22 protein-coding genes are annotated in these 22,048 nt (G+C 36.0%); 5 read left to right on the forward strand and 17 right to left on the reverse strand.

What is annotated here, in order from left to right; all coding sequences use genetic code 11:
* A partial coding sequence (locus tag ACK4R1_RS00005; RefSeq protein WP_409681871.1) for a choice-of-anchor L domain-containing protein occupies window positions 1-2,203 on the reverse strand: 2,203 nt, incomplete at its 3' end.
* 131 nt (window positions 2,204-2,334) lie between these two features.
* On the opposite strand from ACK4R1_RS00005, the gene ACK4R1_RS00010 reads away from it, so the two are divergent.
* The 4 genes from ACK4R1_RS00010 to ACK4R1_RS00025 all read left to right on the forward strand — a co-directional run bounded on the left by ACK4R1_RS00010 (window position 2,335) and on the right by ACK4R1_RS00025 (window position 6,729).
* Entirely contained in the window at window positions 2,335-3,231 is an 897-nt protein-coding gene (locus tag ACK4R1_RS00010) for a NifU family protein (protein WP_409681874.1), read from the forward strand.
* Window positions 3,232-3,405: 174 nt separating this feature from the next.
* Entirely contained in the window at window positions 3,406-5,430 is a 2,025-nt protein-coding gene (locus ACK4R1_RS00015; protein WP_409681877.1) for a thioredoxin domain-containing protein, read from the forward strand.
* A gap of 45 nt (window positions 5,431-5,475) precedes the next feature.
* On the forward strand, window positions 5,476-5,832 hold the full coding sequence (locus tag ACK4R1_RS00020) for a hypothetical protein (protein ID WP_409681880.1): 357 nt from the start codon (window positions 5,476-5,478) through the stop codon (window positions 5,830-5,832).
* Window positions 5,833-5,901: 69 nt separating this feature from the next.
* The gene (locus ACK4R1_RS00025) at window positions 5,902-6,729 is read left to right on the forward strand and encodes a mechanosensitive ion channel family protein (protein WP_409681883.1); all 828 of its coding nucleotides are present in this window, start codon (window positions 5,902-5,904) and stop codon (window positions 6,727-6,729) included.
* A 1-nt stretch (window position 6,730) separates the two neighbouring features.
* Here the strand turns inward: ACK4R1_RS00025 and tsaB are convergent, their stop codons facing one another.
* The 3 genes from tsaB to ACK4R1_RS00040 are packed head-to-tail and all read right to left on the reverse strand — an operon-like array spanning window position 6,731 to window position 10,027.
* Window positions 6,731-7,396 carry a tRNA (adenosine(37)-N6)-threonylcarbamoyltransferase complex dimerization subunit type 1 TsaB gene (tsaB, locus tag ACK4R1_RS00030; protein ID WP_409681886.1) on the reverse strand — a complete coding sequence of 222 codons (666 nt, stop codon included), beginning with the start codon at window positions 7,394-7,396 and terminating at the stop codon, window positions 6,731-6,733.
* Between the two features lie 3 nt (window positions 7,397-7,399).
* Window positions 7,400-8,698, reverse strand: coding sequence for an efflux RND transporter periplasmic adaptor subunit (locus tag ACK4R1_RS00035; protein ID WP_409681889.1), 1,299 nt, complete (start codon window positions 8,696-8,698; stop codon window positions 7,400-7,402).
* Window positions 8,699-8,701: 3 nt separating this feature from the next.
* Window positions 8,702-10,027, reverse strand: coding sequence for a TolC family protein (locus ACK4R1_RS00040; protein ID WP_409681892.1), 1,326 nt, complete (start codon window positions 10,025-10,027; stop codon window positions 8,702-8,704).
* Between the two features lie 154 nt (window positions 10,028-10,181).
* Here ACK4R1_RS00040 and ACK4R1_RS00045 point away from each other — a divergent pair, with 154 nt between their 5' ends.
* Window positions 10,182-11,573, forward strand: a complete 1,392-nt coding sequence (locus tag ACK4R1_RS00045; protein ID WP_409681895.1) for a DUF4403 family protein — start codon at window positions 10,182-10,184, stop codon at window positions 11,571-11,573.
* Window positions 11,574-11,632: 59 nt separating this feature from the next.
* On the opposite strand, the gene ACK4R1_RS00050 is transcribed toward ACK4R1_RS00045, so the two are convergent.
* The 13 genes from ACK4R1_RS00050 to gcvH form a co-directional block, all read right to left on the reverse strand.
* Window positions 11,633-11,890, reverse strand: coding sequence for a hypothetical protein (locus tag ACK4R1_RS00050; protein WP_409681898.1), 258 nt, complete (start codon window positions 11,888-11,890; stop codon window positions 11,633-11,635).
* On the reverse strand, window positions 11,880-12,473 hold the full coding sequence (locus ACK4R1_RS00055) for a DUF420 domain-containing protein (protein WP_409681901.1): 594 nt from the start codon (window positions 12,471-12,473) through the stop codon (window positions 11,880-11,882). Before ACK4R1_RS00055 ends, ACK4R1_RS00050 begins: the two co-directional genes overlap by 11 nt.
* Window positions 12,466-13,149 carry an SCO family protein gene (locus ACK4R1_RS00060; RefSeq protein WP_409681904.1) on the reverse strand — a complete coding sequence of 228 codons (684 nt, stop codon included), beginning with the start codon at window positions 13,147-13,149 and terminating at the stop codon, window positions 12,466-12,468. The genes ACK4R1_RS00055 and ACK4R1_RS00060 overlap by 8 nt, the downstream gene beginning before the upstream one ends.
* Window positions 13,150-13,159: 10 nt before the next feature.
* Window positions 13,160-13,816: a hypothetical protein gene (locus ACK4R1_RS00065; RefSeq protein ID WP_409681907.1), complete on the reverse strand. Its 657-nt coding sequence runs from the start codon at window positions 13,814-13,816 to the stop codon at window positions 13,160-13,162.
* A 77-nt stretch (window positions 13,817-13,893) separates the two neighbouring features.
* Window positions 13,894-14,250 (reverse strand): cytochrome C oxidase subunit IV family protein, encoded by a 357-nt coding sequence (locus tag ACK4R1_RS00070; protein WP_409681910.1) that lies wholly within the window; start codon window positions 14,248-14,250, stop codon window positions 13,894-13,896.
* A gap of 21 nt (window positions 14,251-14,271) precedes the next feature.
* Entirely contained in the window at window positions 14,272-15,300 is a 1,029-nt protein-coding gene (locus tag ACK4R1_RS00075) for a cytochrome c oxidase subunit 3 (RefSeq protein WP_409681913.1), read from the reverse strand.
* Window positions 15,301-15,344: 44 nt separating this feature from the next.
* Window positions 15,345-15,935, reverse strand: coding sequence for a heme-copper oxidase subunit III (locus ACK4R1_RS00080; protein WP_409681915.1), 591 nt, complete (start codon window positions 15,933-15,935; stop codon window positions 15,345-15,347).
* Between the two features lie 2 nt (window positions 15,936-15,937).
* On the reverse strand, window positions 15,938-16,840 hold the full coding sequence (cyoE, locus tag ACK4R1_RS00085; protein ID WP_409681918.1) for a heme o synthase: 903 nt from the start codon (window positions 16,838-16,840) through the stop codon (window positions 15,938-15,940).
* Between the two features lie 244 nt (window positions 16,841-17,084).
* Complete coding sequence (locus ACK4R1_RS00090) at window positions 17,085-17,705, reverse strand: fasciclin domain-containing protein (RefSeq protein ID WP_409681920.1); 621 nt, start codon at window positions 17,703-17,705, stop codon at window positions 17,085-17,087.
* Window positions 17,706-18,211: 506 nt separating this feature from the next.
* Window positions 18,212-20,326, reverse strand: coding sequence for a gliding motility protein RemB (locus ACK4R1_RS00095; protein WP_409681924.1), 2,115 nt, complete (start codon window positions 20,324-20,326; stop codon window positions 18,212-18,214).
* A 17-nt stretch (window positions 20,327-20,343) separates the two neighbouring features.
* Entirely contained in the window at window positions 20,344-21,087 is a 744-nt protein-coding gene (gene deoC, locus ACK4R1_RS00100; RefSeq protein WP_409681927.1) for a deoxyribose-phosphate aldolase, read from the reverse strand.
* A 163-nt stretch (window positions 21,088-21,250) separates the two neighbouring features.
* Window positions 21,251-21,622 carry a VanZ family protein gene (locus ACK4R1_RS00105; RefSeq protein WP_409681931.1) on the reverse strand — a complete coding sequence of 124 codons (372 nt, stop codon included), beginning with the start codon at window positions 21,620-21,622 and terminating at the stop codon, window positions 21,251-21,253.
* Entirely contained in the window at window positions 21,615-21,995 is a 381-nt protein-coding gene (gene gcvH, locus ACK4R1_RS00110; RefSeq protein ID WP_409681934.1) for a glycine cleavage system protein GcvH, read from the reverse strand. The genes ACK4R1_RS00105 and gcvH overlap by 8 nt, the downstream gene beginning before the upstream one ends.
* Window positions 21,996-22,048: the final 53 nt, after the last annotated feature.

Below are 22,048 nucleotides of genomic sequence, written 5' to 3' on the forward strand. Positions count from 1 at the left end.
AAATCGTTGCTGTTGGCAATGCTATTACCGTTACAAGGGCTGAACCTGTTTGGGATTGACTACAAACCGGCGCTCCGGGCGAAGCTACACTCACTAAATCATAAACGCTATTAACTGTCAAGACAGGCGTTGTAAGAGAAGCTGATCCGCTTCCATTTAAAACGATTGTTTGATTGGCTCCGCCATCAATCGTATAAGTAACCGTAGCATTGGGAGTACCGGTAAAGGTAATCAGTGTAGAGGTACCTGAACAAATTGTAGTTGACCCCGATATGGTAACTGTTGGTAAAGGATTAACTGTGACTGAAGCAGAACCTGTAAGCAACTGCGAACAAGTAGTTGTCGGAATCTGAACGCTAACTAAATTATAGGTTAATGAAGCTGTTAGAGAAGACAATGTTATAGTTGCACTACCAGCAGCGTTTAAAGCAATTGTCTGATTCGGATTTCCATCAATGTTATAAGTAACTACTGCATTAGGTGTACCGGTAAAAGTTACCGTACTGCTTTCATTGGCACAAATCACAACAGGAGTAATAGAAATTGTTGCTGAAGGTATTGGATTTACAATCAATTGGAAAGTAGTTGTCCCATAATGAGTCGGATCGGCATTTTCTTCCAATCTAACATATATAATTTGACCGTTAGTTCCCGTAACGTTCGTTGGCCCTACAGCCCCAGTATCGTTATCAGCATTAGCTTGAGTTAAATGATAGGTCACTGTGTAATCTGCAGCGGGATAAGAAGTCCCTAAAACTATTGGTGTTTGTGGAATAAAATTGAAAACAGCAGTTCCACTTCCAAAACTACTTTCACACAAAGTTAAAGTCGGTGGTGGATTAGGAATTGGATCGGTTGAACAAACAATAACATTAAGTTCAAACTGCGTAGTGGTTATACAACCTACCGTATTATCTTCTATAGCTGCATAAATAATTTGCCCATCAAAACCTGTATAACTTGTTGGGTTTGGGATAGCACCACTTAACTCTTGTGCACTAGAAAGTGAAGTATGATAAGTAATTGTAACGTCAAGATTATTGGCAATAATTGGTGTGTTTTGAGTCAAATTAAAAATCACATCACATTCCGTTAAATCCATAGGGTCACCAATCATTAGTTCTTCTTGAAACTCTACAATCAAACAATCTGTTACGGGACATGCCGGTCCATATGGATAAGCAATGGCACAATATTCTCCTGGTTCAGTAACGGTAATACAAGGACCTGTTTCACCTGGAATAACACCACCATTAAGTGTCCAAACATGTGGAACAGTTACTGGCAAACCGGTACAAATTTCAATTGAACTCCCGAAACAAGGAGCAAAACCATTGGAAACTAAATAATCATTAGGAAAATCTATAGGCGCAGAAGCAAAACTATTTGCCTTTAAAAAAACCGCCGAATCCAAGGAATTGTCTCCCACATTCGCAATGGCTAATTTGATATGATAAGTTTGTCCACACTGAACAGTGGCCGTTGCCGGAATCACTAAAGTAAATCCATCATATTGTATAGTGTTGTTATCTATAGGTGTATTTCCTGTCCCATTATTTACATAAAAACTACAGTATTCGCAAGGACCGTTATTAGTAGTTCCGTTATTTAAGTTGTTAATAGTTATCGGAACCGTAGTTGATGGTATCAAAGCAATATTTATGGCGCTATTTGAATAAGGCCCGGCAATACCCGGACCACTCAAGAAAAAACCAAAAACATCATTAAAACTCGAATTGGCCCACTCGGGATATTCTTCTGAAGCAAAAACAAAATCAAAACTCAAAGTTTCTCCGTTGGGTACAAAATCAAATTCAAGAATCGCTATGTTTCTAACCGTATTGGTAGTTAGTTGTGCTAAATCTGAATCGCCTTGACTAATCGGAGAATCCGTAGTAGCATTAGTAGAACCTCCGGCATTATTAGGCCCAATAGCTACAACACCTTTTCCGGTTGACAAAATAATACCTTGATCTAAACCAATATTGGTGGTTGAACCATTTAAAAAATGACCAACCTGATCTCTAATAACATTAGCATTCGCCGCAGAACCATTAAAAGTAATATTTGTAGCTACAACTCCTTGTCCTAAAAGGACATTTTGTACTAATTGCGCAGGAGTTTGGGTGTTATTTACTATAAGCTGAGAATATGACGAAAAACCAATCGCCAAAAAGACAATGAAAAGTATTTTTTTTTGCATCAAATAAAAAATGTTTTAGCAGTCTTAATTTCTTAAAACTGCTTGATTGTGTTAATTATTGATTAATTGTTCAAATATAGGCAATCATCGAAAATAACTTTGTTAAATTTGCAGAAAAATAAATAAAATCGATGAAAATCACCATAAAAGAAACCCAAAACCCAACAATAATTAAATTTGAGTTCCCTGATTTTATTACACAAAATGAGAATTTCGAGTTTAAAAACATTGATGAAGCCAAAAATTCACCATTGGCACAACAATTATTTTACTTGCCTTTTGTAAAAACGGTTTACATTTCCGGAAATTTTATTGCTGTCGAACGCTTTAGCATTGTTGAATGGTCAGACGTCCAAGAAGCTGTCGCCGAACAAATTGAAAGTTATGTTAACAATGGTGGCGTTATTGTACTACAATCTGAAAGTTCAACCCGTAAACAAGCCATCACTGTGTATGGTGAAACCACACCAAATCCGGCATCGTTGAAATTTGTAGTGAATAAAGCACTAACCAAAACGGCTGCTGAATTCAAAAACATAGACGAAGCCAAACCATCTCCATTGGCACAAGAATTGTTCAAATTCCACTATGTGAAAGAAATTTTTATAGCCGAAAATTATATCTCGGTAACTAAATACGACAGTACTTCCTGGGATGAAATCACTTTAGAATTACGCACTTTTATCAAACAATTCATCGAAAATGGCGGAACAGTTTTAGATGAAACGCTAATTATAAATGACGAAAAGCAAGAAAAACAACAAATCAAAAACTTTGACAATCTAGATACTACCTCACAACAAATTGTCAACATCCTAGAAGAATACGTAAAACCGGCGGTCGCTGCCGATGGCGGAAACATTCTTTTTGATTCCTATGATGAGAACAGCAAAAGAGTAAAAGTTGTCCTTCAAGGCGCTTGTAACGGCTGTCCTTCTTCAACTTTTACCTTGAAAAGTGGAATTGAGAACATGTTAAAAGACATGCTAAACGACAAAGACATTGTGGTTGAAGCCATTAATGGATAAGCCGTATTTCAAAATAAAAAACTACCTTTAAGCGTCCAAATCGGGCGCTTTTTTTATTTAATTTTAGGAGCTGTTTCCCGCTTTCCGCAGTATCTTTTTTTGTCACGTCAAGTGCTATTGAGATGCCCAATTTAAAAAAAGGATACTTGCTGCAATCGGGGCTAATTGATTACTATGAACGAACTACATTTTGAAACCAGTCCATACCTGCTCCAACACGCCAATAATCCTGTGCATTGGAAAGCTTGGAACGAAAATGCTTTGGCACAAGCCCAAAAAGAAAACAAACTCATCATCATCAGCATCGGCTATTCCGCTTGCCATTGGTGCCACGTAATGGAACACGAAAGTTTTGAAAACGAAGAGGTTGCCACCGTAATGAACACCCATTTTGTCAACATCAAAATCGACCGTGAAGAACGTCCGGATATTGACGCCGTTTATATGAAAGCCGTTCAAGTCATGACCGGTCGTGGCGGTTGGCCTATGAACGTGGTAACTTTACCCGATGGCAGACCCATTTGGGGCGGAACTTATTTCAGAAAAAACGAATGGATTAATTCGTTAGAAAAACTTCAGGAAATTTATACCCAAAACCCGGAAACCATTTTTGATTATGCACAACAACTGCATGAAGGTTTGCAATCGCTGAGCATCATCCCAAAATCGAATTCTTCGGTTGAATACAATTTAAAAAGCTTGGAAAAACTAGTAGAAAAATGGCAAAAAAGTTTCGATTGGGAATTTGGCGGAATGGCAAGAGCACCCAAGTTCATGATGCCAACCAACTATGAATTCCTGTTGCGATACGGCTACCAAACGCAAAATCAAAGCTTGCTCGATTTCACGAATCTCACTTTAACCAAAATGGCTCACGGTGGTTTATTCGACACCATCGATGGCGGATTTTCACGCTATTCTGTTGACATGAAATGGCATGTGCCTCATTTTGAAAAGATGTTGTATGACAATGGCCAATTGGTTTCGCTGTATGCCAATGCTTATAAATTAACCGGCAATCCTTTGTACAAAGAAGTCATCGAAAAAACCCTGACTTTCGTCGAAAAAGAATGGCTGACTCCTGAAGGAAGTTTTTATTCAGCACTCGATGCCGACAGTTTAAATGCCGAAAATCATCTTGAAGAAGGTGCTTTTTATGTTTGGACCAAAGAAGAATTACAAGAATTGATTGGCGAAGATTTCGACCTTTTTTCAGCAGTTTTCAATATTAATGAATTCGGGCATTGGGAACACGGAAAGTATGTCTTAATTCAAAATCAATCCTTGGCACAAATCGCCGAAAAGCACAACATAGCTGCAGAAACATTGGCACAAAAGAAAAAATCGTGGGAACAAAAATTGTATTGCGTAAGAGAAAAACGAAGCAAACCCAGACTCGATGACAAATGTTTGACTTCCTGGAACGCCATTATGCTAAAAGGTTTTGTCGAAGCTTATAAAGCCTTAGACAACCCAAAATATTTAGACATTGCCTCGCAAAACGCTAATTTCATTGTTAAAAATCTTTGGTCATCTGAAGGCAATTTATTCCGAACTTATAAAAACAGTAAAGCCACTATTAATGCTTATTTAGAAGATTATGCTCATACAATTCAAGGATTTATTAGCTTATACGAAGCGACTTTGGACGAACACTGGTTGCAAAACGCCAAGCAATTAACCGATTATATTTTCGATAATTTTTATGATGAAAAAGCAGAATTCTTTTCGTTTACTTCTAAAAGAGACACCGATTTAATTACGCCACACTTTGAAGTAGAAGACAATGTGATTCCGGCCGCGAATTCCGTTATGGCAAGTAATTTATTTCGTTTAGGCATTTATTTTAACAACGGTTACTACGAATCGATTGCGGAAAAAATGATCCAAAACATCCTCCCGACGATTGATTATCCTTCGGCCTTTTCGAATTGGCTGAACGTACTTTTAAATTATTCGGAACAAAACAAAGAATTGGCAATTTGCGGTGAAAAAGCTATCGCTTATTTGACCCAAATCAACCAAAAATATTTACCCAACATCATTATTGCCGGAACTGAAGTTGATTCTAAATTACCATTTTTAGAAAACCGATTTGTGCAAAATAAAACATTCCTTTATTTGTGCCAAAACAAAACCTGCGACATGCCATCTGCTGATTTTCAAGAAATTATCAATAAAATAATACTAAATTCTTAGAAAAAATCGTAATATTGTTATTATTAATCAATAAAAACAACTGATATGGGATTTGGAGATTTTTTTAAAAATTTATTCGGTGGCAATAAAGCAAAAGCCGGAGAACAAGCCAGTAATTTTACCGATGATGCGATTGAAAAAGTAAAAGACATGGCTGAACCTGTAGTAGATAAAGTGGAAGAATTTGTGGAAACTGCTAAAGAAAAAATAAACGAATATGTTCCGCAAGCCTCTGAAACTATTGAAAACGCAGTAGAAAACGCTAAAGAAAAAATAAATGAGTTTGCCGAAACTGCCAAAGAAAAAATAAATGCTTTTGCAAACGATGCTTCTGACACTGTTGACGCTGCGGAAGAAAAAGCAAATGAGGCTGTAAATCGTGTAGAAGAAGACGCCGATTAGTTTTAAAAATTATTATTTTTGCACCTATAATTATCCCGATTCTGTCGGGATTTTTTTTACGTTATGACTATGAACAGCTCGCTTACCATTCGCTCTTTCGCAGTATACATTGAACAATTTATTACTCTTTTAATTGATTATTCTCCGAAATTGATTTCGGCCTTAATCATACTTTTCGTTGGATTGTATGCCATTCGATTAATTAATCGTTTGGTAAGAAAAATTATGATCAAGAGAGAACTCGATCCTACCTTGTCGAAGTTCTTAGCAGATATTTTACTCTGGGCTTTACGTGTGTTATTATTCGTAAGCTTTATTTCTAAATTAGGAATTGAAACTTCTTCCTTCGTAGCTATTCTTGGTGCTGCCGGTTTGGCGATTGGTTTATCATTACAAGGTTCGCTGTCCAATTTTGCCGGTGGCATGTTGATTATTTTATTCAAACCTTTTCGTGTTGGCGACACAATTGAAGCACAAGGCGTTATTGGAACCGTATTGGAAATTCAAATTTTTGTAACCAAAATGATTACCGGAAACAACCAAACGATTTTTGTCCCAAACGGAATTTTATCCAATGGCGTTATCATCAATTATTCGATGCAAGGCAATCGAAGAGCAGATTTGTTGTTTTCTCTTTCCTATGACACCAATATTAAAATCGCAAAAGACATCCTGACAAAAGTGATGCAAGACCATCCGAAAGTTTTAAAAAATCCGGCACCAACCGTTGTTGTGAAAAACCTAACGGATTCTGCTGTACAGCTTGGTATTCGCCCTTGGGCTAAAAATATTGATTTTGTAGAAATGTGTTCTGATATTTTAGAACAATCTAAAGAAGCTTTCGACGCAGCGGGAATTTCAGTACAACCGTTTATTATTGAAGCTTCTAAAGGATAATTTAAGTTTTTTTGGTCAACATAAAATCTTTCAAATAAAACGGCTCAAAGTAAGCTACGTCTTCAAACTCCTTTTTGGTGAATTTTTCAAAGCTGATTAGACTCATTTCGTTAGCGGAAGGAAAAACAATTTCCGGTAAAAACACAAAATTGTTTTTTGTCAAGACCGATTGGCATTTTTCTTGACAATCACCAACAAAATAGACTGTTTCGGTAATTTCCGAATAACTATTTTCGGTTAAAACTTCTGCCTGAACTTCCATTATTTTTTGGTGATTATGATTGAAAACAGCGCTGTAAACTTCCATTCTTCGCGCATCAATCATCGGAATAATTAAGCCATCATTTTGGGTTACTTTTTGGGCCAAAACTTGTAACGTATCAACAGCAATTAATGGAATTTGCAATGCATAACACAAACCTTTAGCCGAAGAAACACCAATACGTAAACCAGTGTATGAACCCGGACCTTTGCTTATAGCTATAGCTTTTAAATCGCGAACGGTGATTCCGGCTTCCTTTAAAATTTCTTCAATAAAAACATGCAGTTTTTCCGCATGAGAATAACCTTGCTCTGCGATTTCCTTGCATAATACAGTTTTTCCGTCTTGGGCTAAAGATACTGAGCAATTCTTGGTTGCGGTTTCAATGTTAAGAATGTAGGTCAAAATTTATTGGGCTTTATCTTTGTCTGTACTGCTTTTCAATTTCACTTTATCACCTGAATTTAGGTCTTTGGTCACTGTGGTATAAGGTCCGATAATCACGACATCGCCTTTTTTCAAACCAGAAACCACTTCAATATTGGTGTCATCTTGAATACCGGTTTTGATGACTCTGATTTTGGCTTTGTCACCCACTTTCACAAAAACACATTCAAATTTCTTGTCACTTTTGGCAGTTACTTTCTTTTCTTCCGGTGCTTCTTTAACCATGTAGGACTTGGTAGCTGTAGTATCCGATTTCACCAAAACAGAACTGATTGGCACCCCAATAACTTTCTCTTTTCTCGTAGTAATGATATCAACCGTTGCAGTCATTCCGGGTCTGAACGGAGAAAAATTAGCCGGTTTGCCTTCTAATAAATCTTGGTAAGACTCTTTTAGAATTCTGACTTTTACTTTAAAATTAGTTACCTGATCAGCCGTAGTTGCAGTACTTGCAGAATTAGAAATACTGGTTACTATACCTTTGAATTCCTTTTTCAAATAAGCATCAACACTAATATTGGTGCTATCACCTATGCTGATTTTAACGATGTCATTTTCGTTTACATCAACTTCTACTTCCATGTTATCCAAATTGGCAACGCGAAGAATTTCTGTTCCGGTCATTTGTTGTGTTCCCAAAACTCTCTCGCCTAATTCTACACCCAGAGAAGAAATTGTTCCGTCTGCCGGAGAATAAATAGTAGTTCTTCCCAAATTATCTTTGGCTTCTTTGACCGTTGCGTTAGCACTTTGCACATTATAATAGGCGGATTCTTTACTGGCTTTCGCACTTTCAAAAGCAGCAATGGCTTTGTCCCATTCTGATTTAGAGATAATGCCTTTGTCAAAAAGGGTTTTGCTTCGGTCATAACTGGCTTTGGCTTCTTTGAATGCAGCATCAGCCTGACTCAAACCGGCTTTGGTTCCCGACAAATTAGAAATCGTTCTATTGTAACCCGAAGTATATAAATCGGGATTGATTTTTACTAAAAGCTGTCCTTTTTTTACGACTTGACCTTCTTTGATTGGCAAATCGATGATTTCTCCGGAAACTTCTGAAGAGATTTTTACTTCTATTTCCGGTTGGATTTTACCCGTAGCCGAAACCGTCTCGATAATAGTAATTTCATCGGCTTTAGCAGTTTCAACTTCAATGATACCATCATCGGCACCAATAACTCCATTTTTCTTTAAAACAACTAATACTACTAACAGTAATACAATTATTCCAACTAACCAATATATTTTCTTTCTTGACATGATTTATTGTTTTTGAATGATTGGGATTCCGAAATAAAACTCTAACAATTTTATTCTAAAAATATAATCGTATTTAGTTCTTATTACTTCTGATTGTGCGTTTTCATAAGTTAACATGGCTTGACTGTAATCAAACGAATTCAAAAGTCCGACATCAAAACGTTCTTTAGAAAAATTCTGCGCTAACCTTCTGGCTTCAGCCGTTTTGACCGCTGCTTCATAGCTTTTTTGCGCATTCAACACATCGTTATAGGCTTGAAAAACGGTTCGTTCTAAATCCAATTCCGCTTGGTCTAATAATAATTTTGAGCGTTCTGCACTGATTTTAGTGCGCTGTACATTTCCGCGAGTAGCAAAACCATTTAATATAGGAACGCTGAGTTGAACCCCTACATTGGTACCGTCAAAGATAGACAACTGATCTACAAAACCGATGGGAATACTTTGCGACCAACGAGTATTATAGCCTACAAAACCGGATAATCTTGGTAAATAATCAGATTTTACCAGTGATACACTTTTTTGCGCTTCTTCATAATTTGTAGCGGCAATTTTGATGTCTTTTACAACGTCTTTGGCTTTTAGCGCAATGGCTTCCGGTGTTTGAAATAAAATTTCAGTTGTCGGCACATTCATTTCATCGACTGCAATATCAAAATTGGCGTAATCTTTTAACAAAAGTGTTTGCGCTAATCCTAATTTAGAAATAAAAAGGGTGTTTTGGGCATTTACAATTTGCTGTTCTTGTGAAGCGTCGGTAGCTTGTAATTCATAAATATCACCGGCAGGAACTGTCCCTGCCTCAATTAACTCTTTTGTCCTTTTGAGGTTTTCTTTGGTGATTTTATTTTGATTAACAAGCACTTTTACTTGTTCTTTGTTGAATAAAATTTGCAAATACGAATTGGCCACACTTAAGGCGATGTCGTCTTTCATTTTATCCAACTTATAAGTATTGGCTAACTTATTAATTTTTGCTCTTTGAAGGTTTTTCCAGTTGGCCAATCCGTTAAAAAGAAGAACTCCGGTATTAATATTAGCTGATGCTGAACGGAAGGACTGATTTTCAAACTGGTTGGTAGCGGGGTTAATGTTGGCTCCGGTGTTTATTCCATAGTTAGCAGTTCCTGAAACATCCGGTAAAAATCTACCCAAAGCTTCCATTTTGAGAACATCCGATACTTTTAAATCCAATTCAGATTGTTGTATGGAAATGTTATGTTCAAGAGCATAAGCAACACATTCTTCTAAGGTCCATTTCTTTTGCTGAGCGTGTACTGAAACACCGACGAACAGTAAAAGAAGGCAAGTGGTTTTGATAATTTTCATATTTAACAGTGAATGCTACTATTCTTTGAGAAACAAAGATAAAACTTTTAATTACTTGTAATAGTAATGACTTACCCTTTAGACTTTAGTTTTTTTAATTTGTTACATTTTATTTCCATTTTACCGCTATTTTTGACAAAAATAATTTTAGTTAATGTCAACTTTAAAATCGATTCTTTTCTGCCTTTGTATTTCAATTTTACTGAACAGTTGCTCAACGACTCAAAGAATTGATGCCTTGAAACCACTTCCGTCCAACGATGCGCCGATGGTTTACAAAACAAAAACTTCTTTTGTCAATATGCCTTTGGAGATTTCTTTGAAAGAAATAGAAAGTCAGTTAAACAAAACCTTAAACGGTCAGATTTATGACGACTCTAATTTGGCTGACGACAAAACCGAAATGAAGATTTGGAAAACTGCTCCAATTAAATTAATTGAAAAAAACGGAAAGATTTTAACCACTTTACCCGTAAAGATTTGGGCTAGATTCAAATACGGCACTGATTTCATGGGTTTAAACGACACTAGAGAAATCAACTTGAACGGAACAATTACTTTGTCCAGCAATGTACGATTGTCCAATTGGAAATTATCAACCAATTCCAGAATTGAAGATTTCGAATGGTCAGAAAGTCCAACGATATTGGTTGCCGGAAAATATGTTCCGATCACTTATATTATCAATCCAACACTTTCTATATTTAAATCGAAAGTTGCCAAAAAAATTGACGATGCCATTGAAGGCTCTTGTGATTTTAAACCTTATGTTTTGAATGTCTTGGAGAACATGAGTACACCATTTATAACCAGTGAACAATACCAAACTTGGTTCAAACTAATTCCGATTGAAGTATATGTAACCGATGCTGTTTTAAGCAAAAGCGAAATCAAAATGGATTTAGGATTGAAATGCAATATGCAAACGATGGTTGGTTTGAAACCTAAAAATACTTTTGACAGAGAGGCCATTCAGTTTAAAGCGGTGACAAAAATACCGGCTACGGTTACGGCAAACGTCGCTGCAATTTCTACTTATAACAGTGCTTCCAAAATTATCACGTCTAATTTCAAAGGCAAGGAATTCGCTTCCGGTAGTCGAAAAATAGTGGTTGAAAACGTAGCAATGTGGCAAAAAGACAGTAAAATTATAATCGCTTTAGACATGTCGGGAAGTATTAACGGTACCATTTATTTGTCGGGAATCCCTAATTACAATTCGGTTACCAAAGAAATTTATTTCGACCAAATGGATTATGTGCTGAATTCAAAAGGCATTTTAACCCGAACAGCGAATTGGTTATTACAAGGCGTTATTTTGAGAAAAATTCAGGAAAACTGTCGTTATTCTATTAAAGAAAATTTGGAGGAAGGCAAAAAAAGTTTGTTGCCGTACTTAACCAATTATTCTCCAATGAAAGGTGTTTTCGTCAACGGAACGATGAATGATTTTGAATTCGAAAAAGTAGAAATCACCGATAAAGCTATTATTGCTTTTATTGCTACAACCGGAACAATGAGTGTGAAAATTGACGGAATGGAGTAAATTTAGTCCTCAGTTTCAGTTGGCAGTGTTCAGTTTCCAATCGAGTTTGAAATGGTAATCTATTTCTTTTTATAATACATTTTATAGACGACAAAACCGATTCCGGCCACTATAATATATGGTATAGCCATCAAGAAAACGATACCGTCATTAACAGCTTCAACCTTGGCGTTGTTTCCCGAACTTTCCAAAGCGGCTCTACACATGGCACATTGCGCACTTGAGGCAATAGGCAATAGACAATAGGTAATAAGCCATAAGAACTTAGAACGAATACTATTGGCTTTTGGCTTTTGGCTTTTGGCTTTAGTTTGCATAATAAGGCGAAATCATCAAGTAAACCACTACGCCTGTAACGGCAACGTACAACCAAATAGGGAACGTAATTTTGGCTAATTTTTTATGTTTGTCAAAACGTTCTGCCAAAGCTCTAACGTAGGTAAATAACACCATTGGAATAATGGCTATTGATAAAATAATATGCGAAATCAAGATAAAAAAGTACACACTTCGCATGAAACCGGCATTGGCCAATTCAGTCTCATCTAAAAGTCCGTCTGCATTGATATCTCCGTATTTGGTGGAATCAGCCGACATGTGATAGGCCACATACATTACCAAGAAAACCACAGAACACGCAATGGCTAAAGTCATGATTCTTTCGTGGACTTTTCGGTTGCCGTTTTTTATCGCCAATACACCCATGATTAAAAGCAGAGCTGTTGCCGCATTAATTGACGCATAAATTGGTGGCAAAAAGTTTAAGGGTTCTATATTGATTCCGAAATCTTTTAGTTTCACAGAAAACAAAACGGCCACTGCTATCGGAATGATAATAGAAACCGCAATAATGGAACCTCTAAATTTTCTTTCTAAGGTTTTATTGTCTTGATTATTCATTTAATAATTTTTTGATGTCTTCAATCATGGCTTTTACGCCTTTTTTTTCCAATCCGTCATAGTATAAAATAGGATTGCCAAATTTGTCTTTTCTGCATCTGATGTTTCCTTCTTTGTCAATTAAAGCAAAAAGCCCTGAATGTTCAAAACCTCCAGCTGCTTTTTTATCTTCTCCGGCATAAATATTAAACCCTTTGTTGGAAATGCCATAAATATATTCTTTGTCACCGGTTAGGAAATGCCAATTAGATGATTTTACTCCGATTAAATCAGCGTGTTCTTTTAAAACTTTAGCCGTGTCATATTCGGGATTAATGGTGATGGAAGCAATTCCGAAATTAGGATTGCCAAAAAACTCATTTTGAATATCCAACATGTTTTTATTCATGATTGGACAAATAGAAGGACAAGTTGAGAAGAAAAACTCCAAGACATACACTTTACCTTTATAAGTTTCATTAGTGATTTTTTGGTTGTTTTGATTAGTGAGTTCAAAACTCGGTGCCGGCCCGATTGTTAACAAACCGTTTTCGGCGCTTTTATGATTAGACACTGCATCAATTCGATTGCCTTGAACAACAGTTCCATTCTTAATTCTATCAATGATTCTCGGAATAAAAATAATTCCAAAAACCAAAACAATAAATGACAATCCGATATATGATTTATTCTTCATTGGTTAAACTCTAAATTTTTCTGTCAGCGTTATTTCTTTTTAAGGCCAAACGGTATTCAGCCAAAATAATTTTTACATCATCCGTCATATCATTATGTAAATCGGCTGCTGATGTTGTATTGTAACCTTCTTTGTATTCCGGTTTACCCTGATCGCTTTTGCCTTTTCTGCCGCGAAGGTTTCTTTTTTTGTCGATAATATAAACGTAAGGCGTACCATAGTTATCATCTAATTTTCCCAGTAATTTTAATTGGGAATGATACGTCAGAATGGCTTCAGGCTTAGCAAAAACAAAATGATACCCTGAAACATCGGTTAAAACATCTAATTCCTTTAAAAGTCTTTGGGCTTGTGCTTCGGTTCCTTCCGGCGCAATGAACACAAATTGAAAGTCTTTGAACTCTCTGTATTTATTGTATATCTTTTGATTGAGTGTAAAAAAGTTTCCGCTATTGGCCATGATATCCTTGCCGGCAAAACCCAAGATGGTTATTTTAGTATCTAAAGTAACTTTTTTATCATTCAAGGTTTTCCATTGGGCATCAACATTAGGAATCGACGGTGTAATGGTTGGTAAAGTGATAAAACTATTTACACCTGAAGCAAAGAAAAGATAGGCTACAATGGGTAAAACAAACAAGATGAAAAGGACAAGATTTTTTTTCATTAGAATAGTGAAAATCAGTAGTACAAAAATAAAAAAATCCCGACTGAATCGGGACTTTTTTTTGAATTAATATATTGTTAAAAATTCCATTTAATCGTAGAATCTTTAAAAATCCCGTAGATATAATCTGCTTCGACCAATAATATAAAAAGTAAGTATAATGCAAGGAAAATAACGGTGGCTACTACAGCCCATTTCAAACTGCTTCTTTCTCCTTCCATGTGCATAAAAGCCCAAACGATATAATAAGCTTTGTACAAGGTTAAGATGATGAAAACCCAGTTAAGCAAATTCATGCTTAAAAAATTATTCATAAATAAAGCGTCCGGTCTAACAATCCCTAAAGCAACCTCAACGATAGTTACTACAGATAAAAGGATAAAAACTTTCCAGATTCTTGATGTATTTGATACATGTTCGTGTGCGTGTGACATAATAATGTAAGTTTTCTATAATTAAACTAAGTAGAAGAATGTAAATACGAATACCCAAACTAAATCAACAAAGTGCCAATAAAGACCCACTTTCTCAACCATTTCATAGTTTCTTCTTTTTTCATACGTCCCTAGAAGAACATTGAAATAAATAATGATATTGATAATTACTCCCGAAAATACGTGGAATCCGTGGAATCCTGTAATAAAAAAGAAGAAATCAGCAAACAACTTACTGCCGTATTCGTTTCTTTCTAAGTTAGCACCTTCTACAACCAAATGACCATTACCTACCATCACTTCAGACTCGGCTCTGTTTAAGATTTCTCTGTGCTTATTTTTATTTAAACCAGGTTGTAAAGTTTTGTTGGCTTTATCTTCTTTGGTGTCTCTGTAGATTTTTTCTGTTCTAACCAACAATTCAGGATGTGCTTTGAAAGCTGCTTGCACTTCTGCAACTGAGAATGAAGGCAAAGAACCTTCTTCTTCAAACCAAACACCGTTGCTACTTTTGTGTTCTTCTCTTGTTTCGTGTAGTGGCGTAACAAAATCCGCAAGTGCTACTCTCTTACCAGTATTATCAACGAATTGAATGATACTTCCACCTTTAGTTTCGATAGCACCATATTCTCCTTTGATGAAATTTTTCCATTCCCAAGCTTGAGAACCTACGAAAATTAAACCTCCGATGATGGTTAACAACATGTAGAAAGCTACTTTCTTTTGCTTCATTTGGTGGCCGGCATCAACAGCCAACACCATGGTTACCGAAGAACCAATCAAAATAAAAGTCATCAATGCTACGTAATACATTGGTGCAGGAACACCATGTAAAAACGGAAAGTGGGTAAACACTTCGTCGGCAATTGGCCAATTATCAATAAATTTAAATCTTGAAAATCCGTATGCTGCAAGGAAACCAGTAAAGGTCAAGGCATCCGATACGATAAAAAACCACATCATCAATTTACCATAACTGGCACCCATTGGCTCATTTCCGCCACCCCAAGTATTTTCGTTTGTATTTGCAGTAGTAACTGTAGCTCCCATAAAAGTTATATAGTTAAAAAGTTCCCAAATTTAGATTTTTTTTCTTATTTAAAGAAATATAAAAAGAAAAACAAACAAATCCACAAGAAATCAAGAAAGTGCCAGTACATTGCACCTAGCTCAATTCCAAGCGTTTGACTTGAATTGTATTTTTGTTTAAAATGATTATAAATTATGATTAAAAGCGAAATAATTCCTCCGGCAAGGTGAGCCAAGTGAACTACGGCGATTACATAGAGAAAAGTGGTGGCAATATTACTCTCCGGACCGGTAAAATAATACCCTTGCTCTACCAACTGACCAAAACCTTCAAATTGTAAAAACACAAAGGTGATTCCAAGACCTAAAGTAAGCAAAAGAAAACTGCTAGTTGCTTTTCTATCGTCTTTTTGAATCGCTTTTTTGGCCAAATGAAAAGTAACACTACACAATAGAATCGCTAAAGTACTCAAGTAAAAAGCGGAAGGCATTTGGAATTCTTTCATCCAATCTTCCCTCGACTTACTCACTACAAATGCACTAGTGATTCCGGCGAACATCATGGTCATACTAGCCATGGCAAACCACAAAAGCAACTTTTGGGAACGCGCCTTTCTGGATTTGTGTTCTTCAGCGGACATGGTTGTTACTGCCATAATTATCTTAAAAATTTATCTGTTATGTAAACTATTTGCAACAAAGTAATATAAGAAACACTCACTAACATTAAAGTTCTTGCCGCTTTGGTGGTCCGCAGTTGGTATAACTTTACGGCATAATAAATCATCCAAAGTCCGAGCAAAAATACAATTCCTGCCGCAATTGGCGAAATAAATAATCGCCCCGTGTAGCCTAAACTTGGTAATAAAGACGCCACCAACAACCAAACCGAGTATAAAATGGTTTGCAAAGCCGTTGAAGTATCTTTTTTACCCGTTGGTAACATAAAAAAACCTGCTTTTTCATAGTCTTCATACAAAAACCAACCAATCGCCCAAAAATGGGGAAACTGCCAAAAAAACTGTATTAAAAAAAGCGTTCCCGCTTCAATTCCAAAATGGTCAGTAGCCGCAACCCAGCCTAACATAAAAGGAATAGCACCCGGAAAAGCTCCCACAAAAACCGAAAGTGGTGTGTGCACTTTTAAAGGTGTGTAAATACTTGTGTATAAAAAAATAGAAATCGCTCCAAACATGGCCGATTTTGGATTAATCATATACAATAAAATCAAACCAACAATCGTAAGCAAACTCGCTACAAACAGAGCATGATTAGGCGACATTCTACCCGAAGCCACCGGACGGTTTTTAGTTCTGTCCATCTTGGCATCAAGGTCTTTTTCAATTACCTGATTGAAAGCATTAGAAGCACCAACCATACAATAACCGCCAACAGCCAACATTAACAAAGTAGACACTTTTAAATCCTGAAAATCCACTACACCCAGAAGATATCCGGCAATAGAAGAAAAAACCACACTGATAGCTAAACCTGCCTTGGTGATTTCCTTGAAATCAATCGCAATTTGTTTAAGAGAAAATTTAGTGGCAGTAGCGTTCATTGAAGTTTTAAAACTGCTGCAAAGGTACTTTATAGAAAATGATTTGACAAAAAACATTTCATAAAAATAACGCACAATTCTCATTTGCTTTTCACTCGCTGGGAATAGCGGTCTGCAAGTTGATTTTTATAAAATTTCACTCTTACAAAATGATTTTTATTCTTAAAAAGTACTTTTATGAAAACAAAAAAAGAGACCAAATTAAAATAGTCTCTTTTAAATTAAAATTTTGCAATTATTCCATTTAATTAATTGGCAATAACACTGTATCTATAACATGAATAATTCCGTTGGATGCAGAAATATTTGCCGCAGTAATATTTGCTGTATTGCCTATAGCATTGATAGAAGCACTTGGCGTTACAGAAAATTGACTTCCAAGAAGCGTTGTTATTTCACGCGTACCGTTTTTTGGAACTACACTATTAGCAGCACGTCTTCCTTCTACTACATGGTACAACAAAACATCACGCACTAATGGCGCAGGTAACTCGGTAATACTATTAATGTTTAAGGCAGCATATAAATTTTGAAAAGCTTGATCCGTTGGAGCAAATACAGTGTATTGGTCTCTTCCGTTGGCAAAAAGGTTTACTAGTCCGGTATCAAGTTCACTATCTACATAAACCAAAGCAGAAACCAATTCGTTAAATCCGGCGTTAACCGCAATTCCTGCTATAGAAGAATTTCCCGGAGCCGGAGCACGATTTAAAGAATCAAAGGTTTCTTTAATAGTGAGTTTTGAATTTGTAGTATTCTCAGACATGCTTTCATCAGAAGAACAGGATGAAAAATTAAACGAAACTAAAGCAACTAATAAAAGTGCTTTGATAGTCGTAACCAGATTAAAGTTTTTGTTTTTCATAATAAATGTTTTTAATGTTTATAATTATTGAATAGTTGATTCTCAAATAAATAATTAAATAAGGCAATGACTTAAAAACAAGTAGGAGAAAGATTAGGGAATGAAATAAATAAGTTTGTTTAATTATTTCATTTCAAAGTTAAACAAAATATGTTAGCTAATTTAACTTTAGCAATAGTTTAACAATCGTTTACAAAATGAAAAAAAAGATTTGTCTGCTGATAAACAAGCGTTTATCAGCAAAATTTTGAACAATAGAATATAAAAGAAAACACTTAGTAATCAAATACCCATCGAAGATATAACATAGTTTTTTTGTTTCGGAGCTAATGGTCAGTGTGTGTCTGTTATCCATATTCCCGCTTTTCGCGCTACACGGTAGCCAGCTACAAATGCGTAGCATTCATCGAACTCCAATAAAAATAAATGTCTTGTGAGATAATCGGGGCTAAAGGCCAAACCATTTTAATTCTTGAGTTCTGTAAATTGAAAATTTGGCTTAACCATTAATAATCAAAATACCAATTGAAAATATCACATCTCAACCCAATAGAAAACCAAGTGGTGCTTTCTTTTACGGCAAAAGTAGTTTCGGTTGCCGGTGTAAAATTTCTGTAGATTAAACTCCCATACAATTTCATGTTGGTCATCGGATTGATCAAATAACCGGCTTGTAAATCGGCTATAAAAACATTGGTTTTATTTCCTTGTCCAACTGTTACTCCTGTATCAAAAGGTCTATCTGAATCATAATCTCTATAAATGTCACTTCCGTAATTAAACGTATTGGTATCATTGTTAAAATCTAACCCGCGTGTTCCAACGGTAACTTTTGCATCGGCAAAATAACGACCATGGTGGTAACGTGCGATAGCTATCAACTCTCTGAAATTACCACCCCATTGGTGGCCTAAACTTTGGTTGTTGTGGCCATAATTGGTAATCGCTTCGCTGTGTGCGTATACATACGGACGCACAACATTAACTTCTCCTTGTAACAATAAGTTTTTGATGTTAAAAGCATTAAAATATTTGGCCCCCAATTGGTATCCAAACTTATTCTTCCAACTTTTTTCTCCGGCTTTTATATCGCTTAAAGAGAATTCATCTAACAAAAACTGTCCGTACAACTGGATTTGATTAGTAAATTTAAATTTCGAAGTCAAACCCAATAAAGCATTTCCGCTACGAGCCGACGAAGCAAACTCCACCGAACGATAGAAAATAATTGGGTTAGCAAAACTCATGTCGAAACCACGATTGTTTTTATTGGTCCAAACTACCGATTCAAACAACCCAATATTCCATCTGTTGGTTATGTTTAAACTCAAATAATGACTGGCAGCAAATTTTGTGGCATAAGTTCGGTCTTCAGTTACCTCAGGTCGAACGTCCTTTAACCAAGTGTAAATGTTAGTGTATTTAATTTTCCAAAAAGAAGTATTCAATTTAAAATACGGATACGGACTAGCACCATCACCTAGCAATAGCGAACGATAACCATCGCCAATAAAATTTCGACCATAGCCCAAATTCATATTAAGAAACTTGCTTGGTGTATAGGCCAAATTGGCTTCTGCCAAAGGAAAATCATAAGCATCCGATTTAAAACTTTTAGCAATTCCAATTCCCGGAATAATTGCCGGATTTCCGCCTGCCGGAGCAAGAGATTCTGCATATCGATTAAAATAATCAGCAAAACGACCTTGACTTTCATAAACAGTTGTGGTGAAATTGAGTTCTTTTCCCAAACCACCATTGAATTGAATTCCGCGCGTGTTAACATAAGTATAACTTGAAACGCTCGGGTCGCTTTTTCCAAACTGCAAATCCAAAATAGGATTCAACGTAAACCAATAATCTTCGCCTTGGACTTCGACTAAATTTTCATTCCAAAACTTTTTGCCCCACCAACCTTGTTTGTTTTTGGCCAACTTCTTGTTTTCGGCGGCCAAATCGTAATATTTGGAAACATCTGCATAAGAATAAGGTTTAGATGCGGTATGATTATTGGCGCCAACTTGGTTCATTTCATCATCAAACTGCGCATAATAACTGTGTGAAAAAGGAATGTTCAGATGACTTTGGAATTGCGGATTGTCAAATTTGGTATATTTGATACTGTCTAATTCTGTTAATTGTTTCTGGTTTGGTTTGTAAAAATTCGATTTTGTTTCGGCTACTTTCTCAGCTTCTTTTTGCGCTTGCATTTCAGCTACACTTTGTAACGGAATGGCAATTTTAATAGTGTATTTAGCATAAGTTGGGTTACCATTATAAGTTGCCGGACTGATTTTTGGCATTTGCCCGAAAACTCTTTTGCTTTCCGAAACTAAAGCCTCGTCAACCGCATCAACATAAATTACTTTGAAATTCCCTTTGTCAGTTACTTCAAAAAGGACAATAACATTCCCTTTAAAATCACTTTCTTTCAAATGATTGGGCACTTTGAAATTGTTGTAAACAAAATTTTGTACTTCGTTATAAAAGCAATTCTCTAAGGCACCGAATTCTTGTCCTTCGCAGGAAGGAAACACCGGAAATCTTTCCGAAGCTTTTTGCGATATTTGCGCATTAGACATCAGAGTAAACAAGAATAAAAGGGAAAATATCTTTTTCATATTTCTGAATAATAATATTAGTAATTGCCTGAAGCTGTTTCGCCGTGAGCAATAGTTTTGGCGGCAGAAGTTCCGATGCGTTTAACGCCTAATCTAATCATTTCTTCTGCTTCTTCATAAGTTCGAACACCGCCGGCGGCTTTAACCGGTAAAGGCGAAGCATTTTCGAGCATCATAATGATTGTATGGACAGTAGCGCCATTAGGCAGATTGTTTTCAGTTTCAAAAAAACCGGTAGACGATTTTACAAACACGCTGAAATAGTAATCTTCTTTAAAATTGGGAATCACTACATTTTTAATCAATGCCGAAATTTGAATGATTTGAGCATCGGTTAAAGCAGCGACTTCAATAATCCATTTGGAAACTTTGTGGTGGTCAAAAGCAAGTTTGGTTCCTTTCAAAACTTCCGTTTTCACCAATTCGATTTCACCTCTTTTGAAAGCTTCGTAATTGCAAACATAATCAATTTCGTCTACGCCGTCTTCTATGGCTTTTTGGGCTTCAGCTAATTTTTCTTCGAGAGAATTGGTTCCTTCTGGGAAAGAGATTACGGTTCCGATTAGCAGTTTCGATTTGGCTTTAACAATCATCTCTTTGGCCATTTTGACTTTATCGGGTCTAATCATAATCAATTTAAAGCCTTCTTCAATAGCTTCTTGAATAAACCCTTGAACAATCAGGTCATTTTCCTTTTCAGATAAGCCTGCTTGGCTTGCTGTTTTTAAATAGGTAGAATCGAGATACTGTTTTATATTCATATACGGAAGATCTATTTGTCAGCGGTCATATATGGTATCGCTTTTATTTATTTGTGTTTGTTTGCAACAAACTGCTCTTTAGTGGCGATTTCATGCCATAAAAGTAAAAAAAAATCCCGATTAACATCGGGACATTTATGGTAAGTTACTTGGATTACCGGTTTTATGCTTTCTTTACAAATTTTATCAAAACAAAAATCAAAAATCCTGTCATGGCTCCGCCAAAGTTGGCCAATACATCTAAACTATCAGCTTGTCTTGTTTTGGTAAAAGCACCTTGTAAAAACTCGATTAAAATTCCGAAACAAAGGGAAGTTAAAACTAGATATACCAATTTTTTTAAAGCGATATGATTTTGTTTAAGCCAAAAATAATAGCTCCAAAGCAAGGTAAAAACAAGATGGAAGGAAAAATGTCCATACTTGTCGGCACCGGAAACTTTAACCTTTGGCAAATCATTAAAATTGACCAAACAAAGTACCAATATTAAAAAAGTCCAACCGATGGCCAGACTTAGTATTGTTTTTTTAAGCACCGATTAAGGCTTTATAATCATCACTTGACAGTAACTCACTGACTTCGGATTGATTGCTGATTTTTAATTTAATCATCCAACCTTTTCCGTATGGATCCGAATTTACATTTTCAGGATTCACTTCCAAGTCTTCATTAAATTCAAAAATTTCTCCTGAAAGCGGCAAGAACAAATCAGAAACCGTTTTCACCGCTTCTACCGTTCCGAACACTTCGTCTTTGTCAAGGGTTTGGTCTAAAGTTTCTACTTCTACATAAACAATGTCGCCTAGTTCTTTTTGGGCAAAATCGGTAATTCCAACCGTTGCAACATCGCCTTCAATCAAAACCCATTCGTGGTCTTTGGTATACTTTAAATTACTTGGTATATTCATTAGTTTGTTTGTTTTATCCGTTGCGCTCCATAAAACTCGGTGACGCTTCGGGT

The organism is Flavobacterium sp. (genome assembly GCF_046293665.1).
Classification (GTDB): domain Bacteria; phylum Bacteroidota; class Bacteroidia; order Flavobacteriales; family Flavobacteriaceae; genus Flavobacterium.

Coding starts and splice junctions, on each gene's coding strand:
- ACK4R1_RS00010 (WP_409681874.1), top strand. CDS start 2,335: ATGAAAATCACCATAAAAGAAACCCAAAACCCAACAATAATTAAATTT.
- ACK4R1_RS00015 (WP_409681877.1), top strand. CDS start 3,406: ATGAACGAACTACATTTTGAAACCAGTCCATACCTGCTCCAACACGCC.
- ACK4R1_RS00020 (WP_409681880.1), top strand. CDS start 5,476: ATGGGATTTGGAGATTTTTTTAAAAATTTATTCGGTGGCAATAAAGCA.
- ACK4R1_RS00025 (WP_409681883.1), top strand. CDS start 5,902: ATGAACAGCTCGCTTACCATTCGCTCTTTCGCAGTATACATTGAACAA.
- ACK4R1_RS00035 (WP_409681889.1), bottom strand. CDS start 8,698: ATGTCAAGAAAGAAAATATATTGGTTAGTTGGAATAATTGTATTACTG.
- ACK4R1_RS00040 (WP_409681892.1), bottom strand. CDS start 10,027: ATGAAAATTATCAAAACCACTTGCCTTCTTTTACTGTTCGTCGGTGTT.
- ACK4R1_RS00045 (WP_409681895.1), top strand. CDS start 10,182: ATGTCAACTTTAAAATCGATTCTTTTCTGCCTTTGTATTTCAATTTTA.
- ACK4R1_RS00050 (WP_409681898.1), bottom strand. CDS start 11,890: ATGCAAACTAAAGCCAAAAGCCAAAAGCCAAAAGCCAATAGTATTCGT.
- ACK4R1_RS00055 (WP_409681901.1), bottom strand. CDS start 12,473: ATGAATAATCAAGACAATAAAACCTTAGAAAGAAAATTTAGAGGTTCC.
- ACK4R1_RS00060 (WP_409681904.1), bottom strand. CDS start 13,149: ATGAAGAATAAATCATATATCGGATTGTCATTTATTGTTTTGGTTTTT.
- ACK4R1_RS00065 (WP_409681907.1), bottom strand. CDS start 13,816: ATGAAAAAAAATCTTGTCCTTTTCATCTTGTTTGTTTTACCCATTGTA.
- ACK4R1_RS00070 (WP_409681910.1), bottom strand. CDS start 14,250: ATGTCACACGCACACGAACATGTATCAAATACATCAAGAATCTGGAAA.
- ACK4R1_RS00075 (WP_409681913.1), bottom strand. CDS start 15,300: ATGGGAGCTACAGTTACTACTGCAAATACAAACGAAAATACTTGGGGT.
- ACK4R1_RS00080 (WP_409681915.1), bottom strand. CDS start 15,935: ATGGCAGTAACAACCATGTCCGCTGAAGAACACAAATCCAGAAAGGCG.
- cyoE (WP_409681918.1), bottom strand. CDS start 16,840: ATGAACGCTACTGCCACTAAATTTTCTCTTAAACAAATTGCGATTGAT.
- ACK4R1_RS00090 (WP_409681920.1), bottom strand. CDS start 17,705: ATGAAAAACAAAAACTTTAATCTGGTTACGACTATCAAAGCACTTTTA.
- ACK4R1_RS00095 (WP_409681924.1), bottom strand. CDS start 20,326: ATGAAAAAGATATTTTCCCTTTTATTCTTGTTTACTCTGATGTCTAAT.
- deoC (WP_409681927.1), bottom strand. CDS start 21,087: ATGAATATAAAACAGTATCTCGATTCTACCTATTTAAAAACAGCAAGC.
- gcvH (WP_409681934.1), bottom strand. CDS start 21,995: ATGAATATACCAAGTAATTTAAAGTATACCAAAGACCACGAATGGGTT.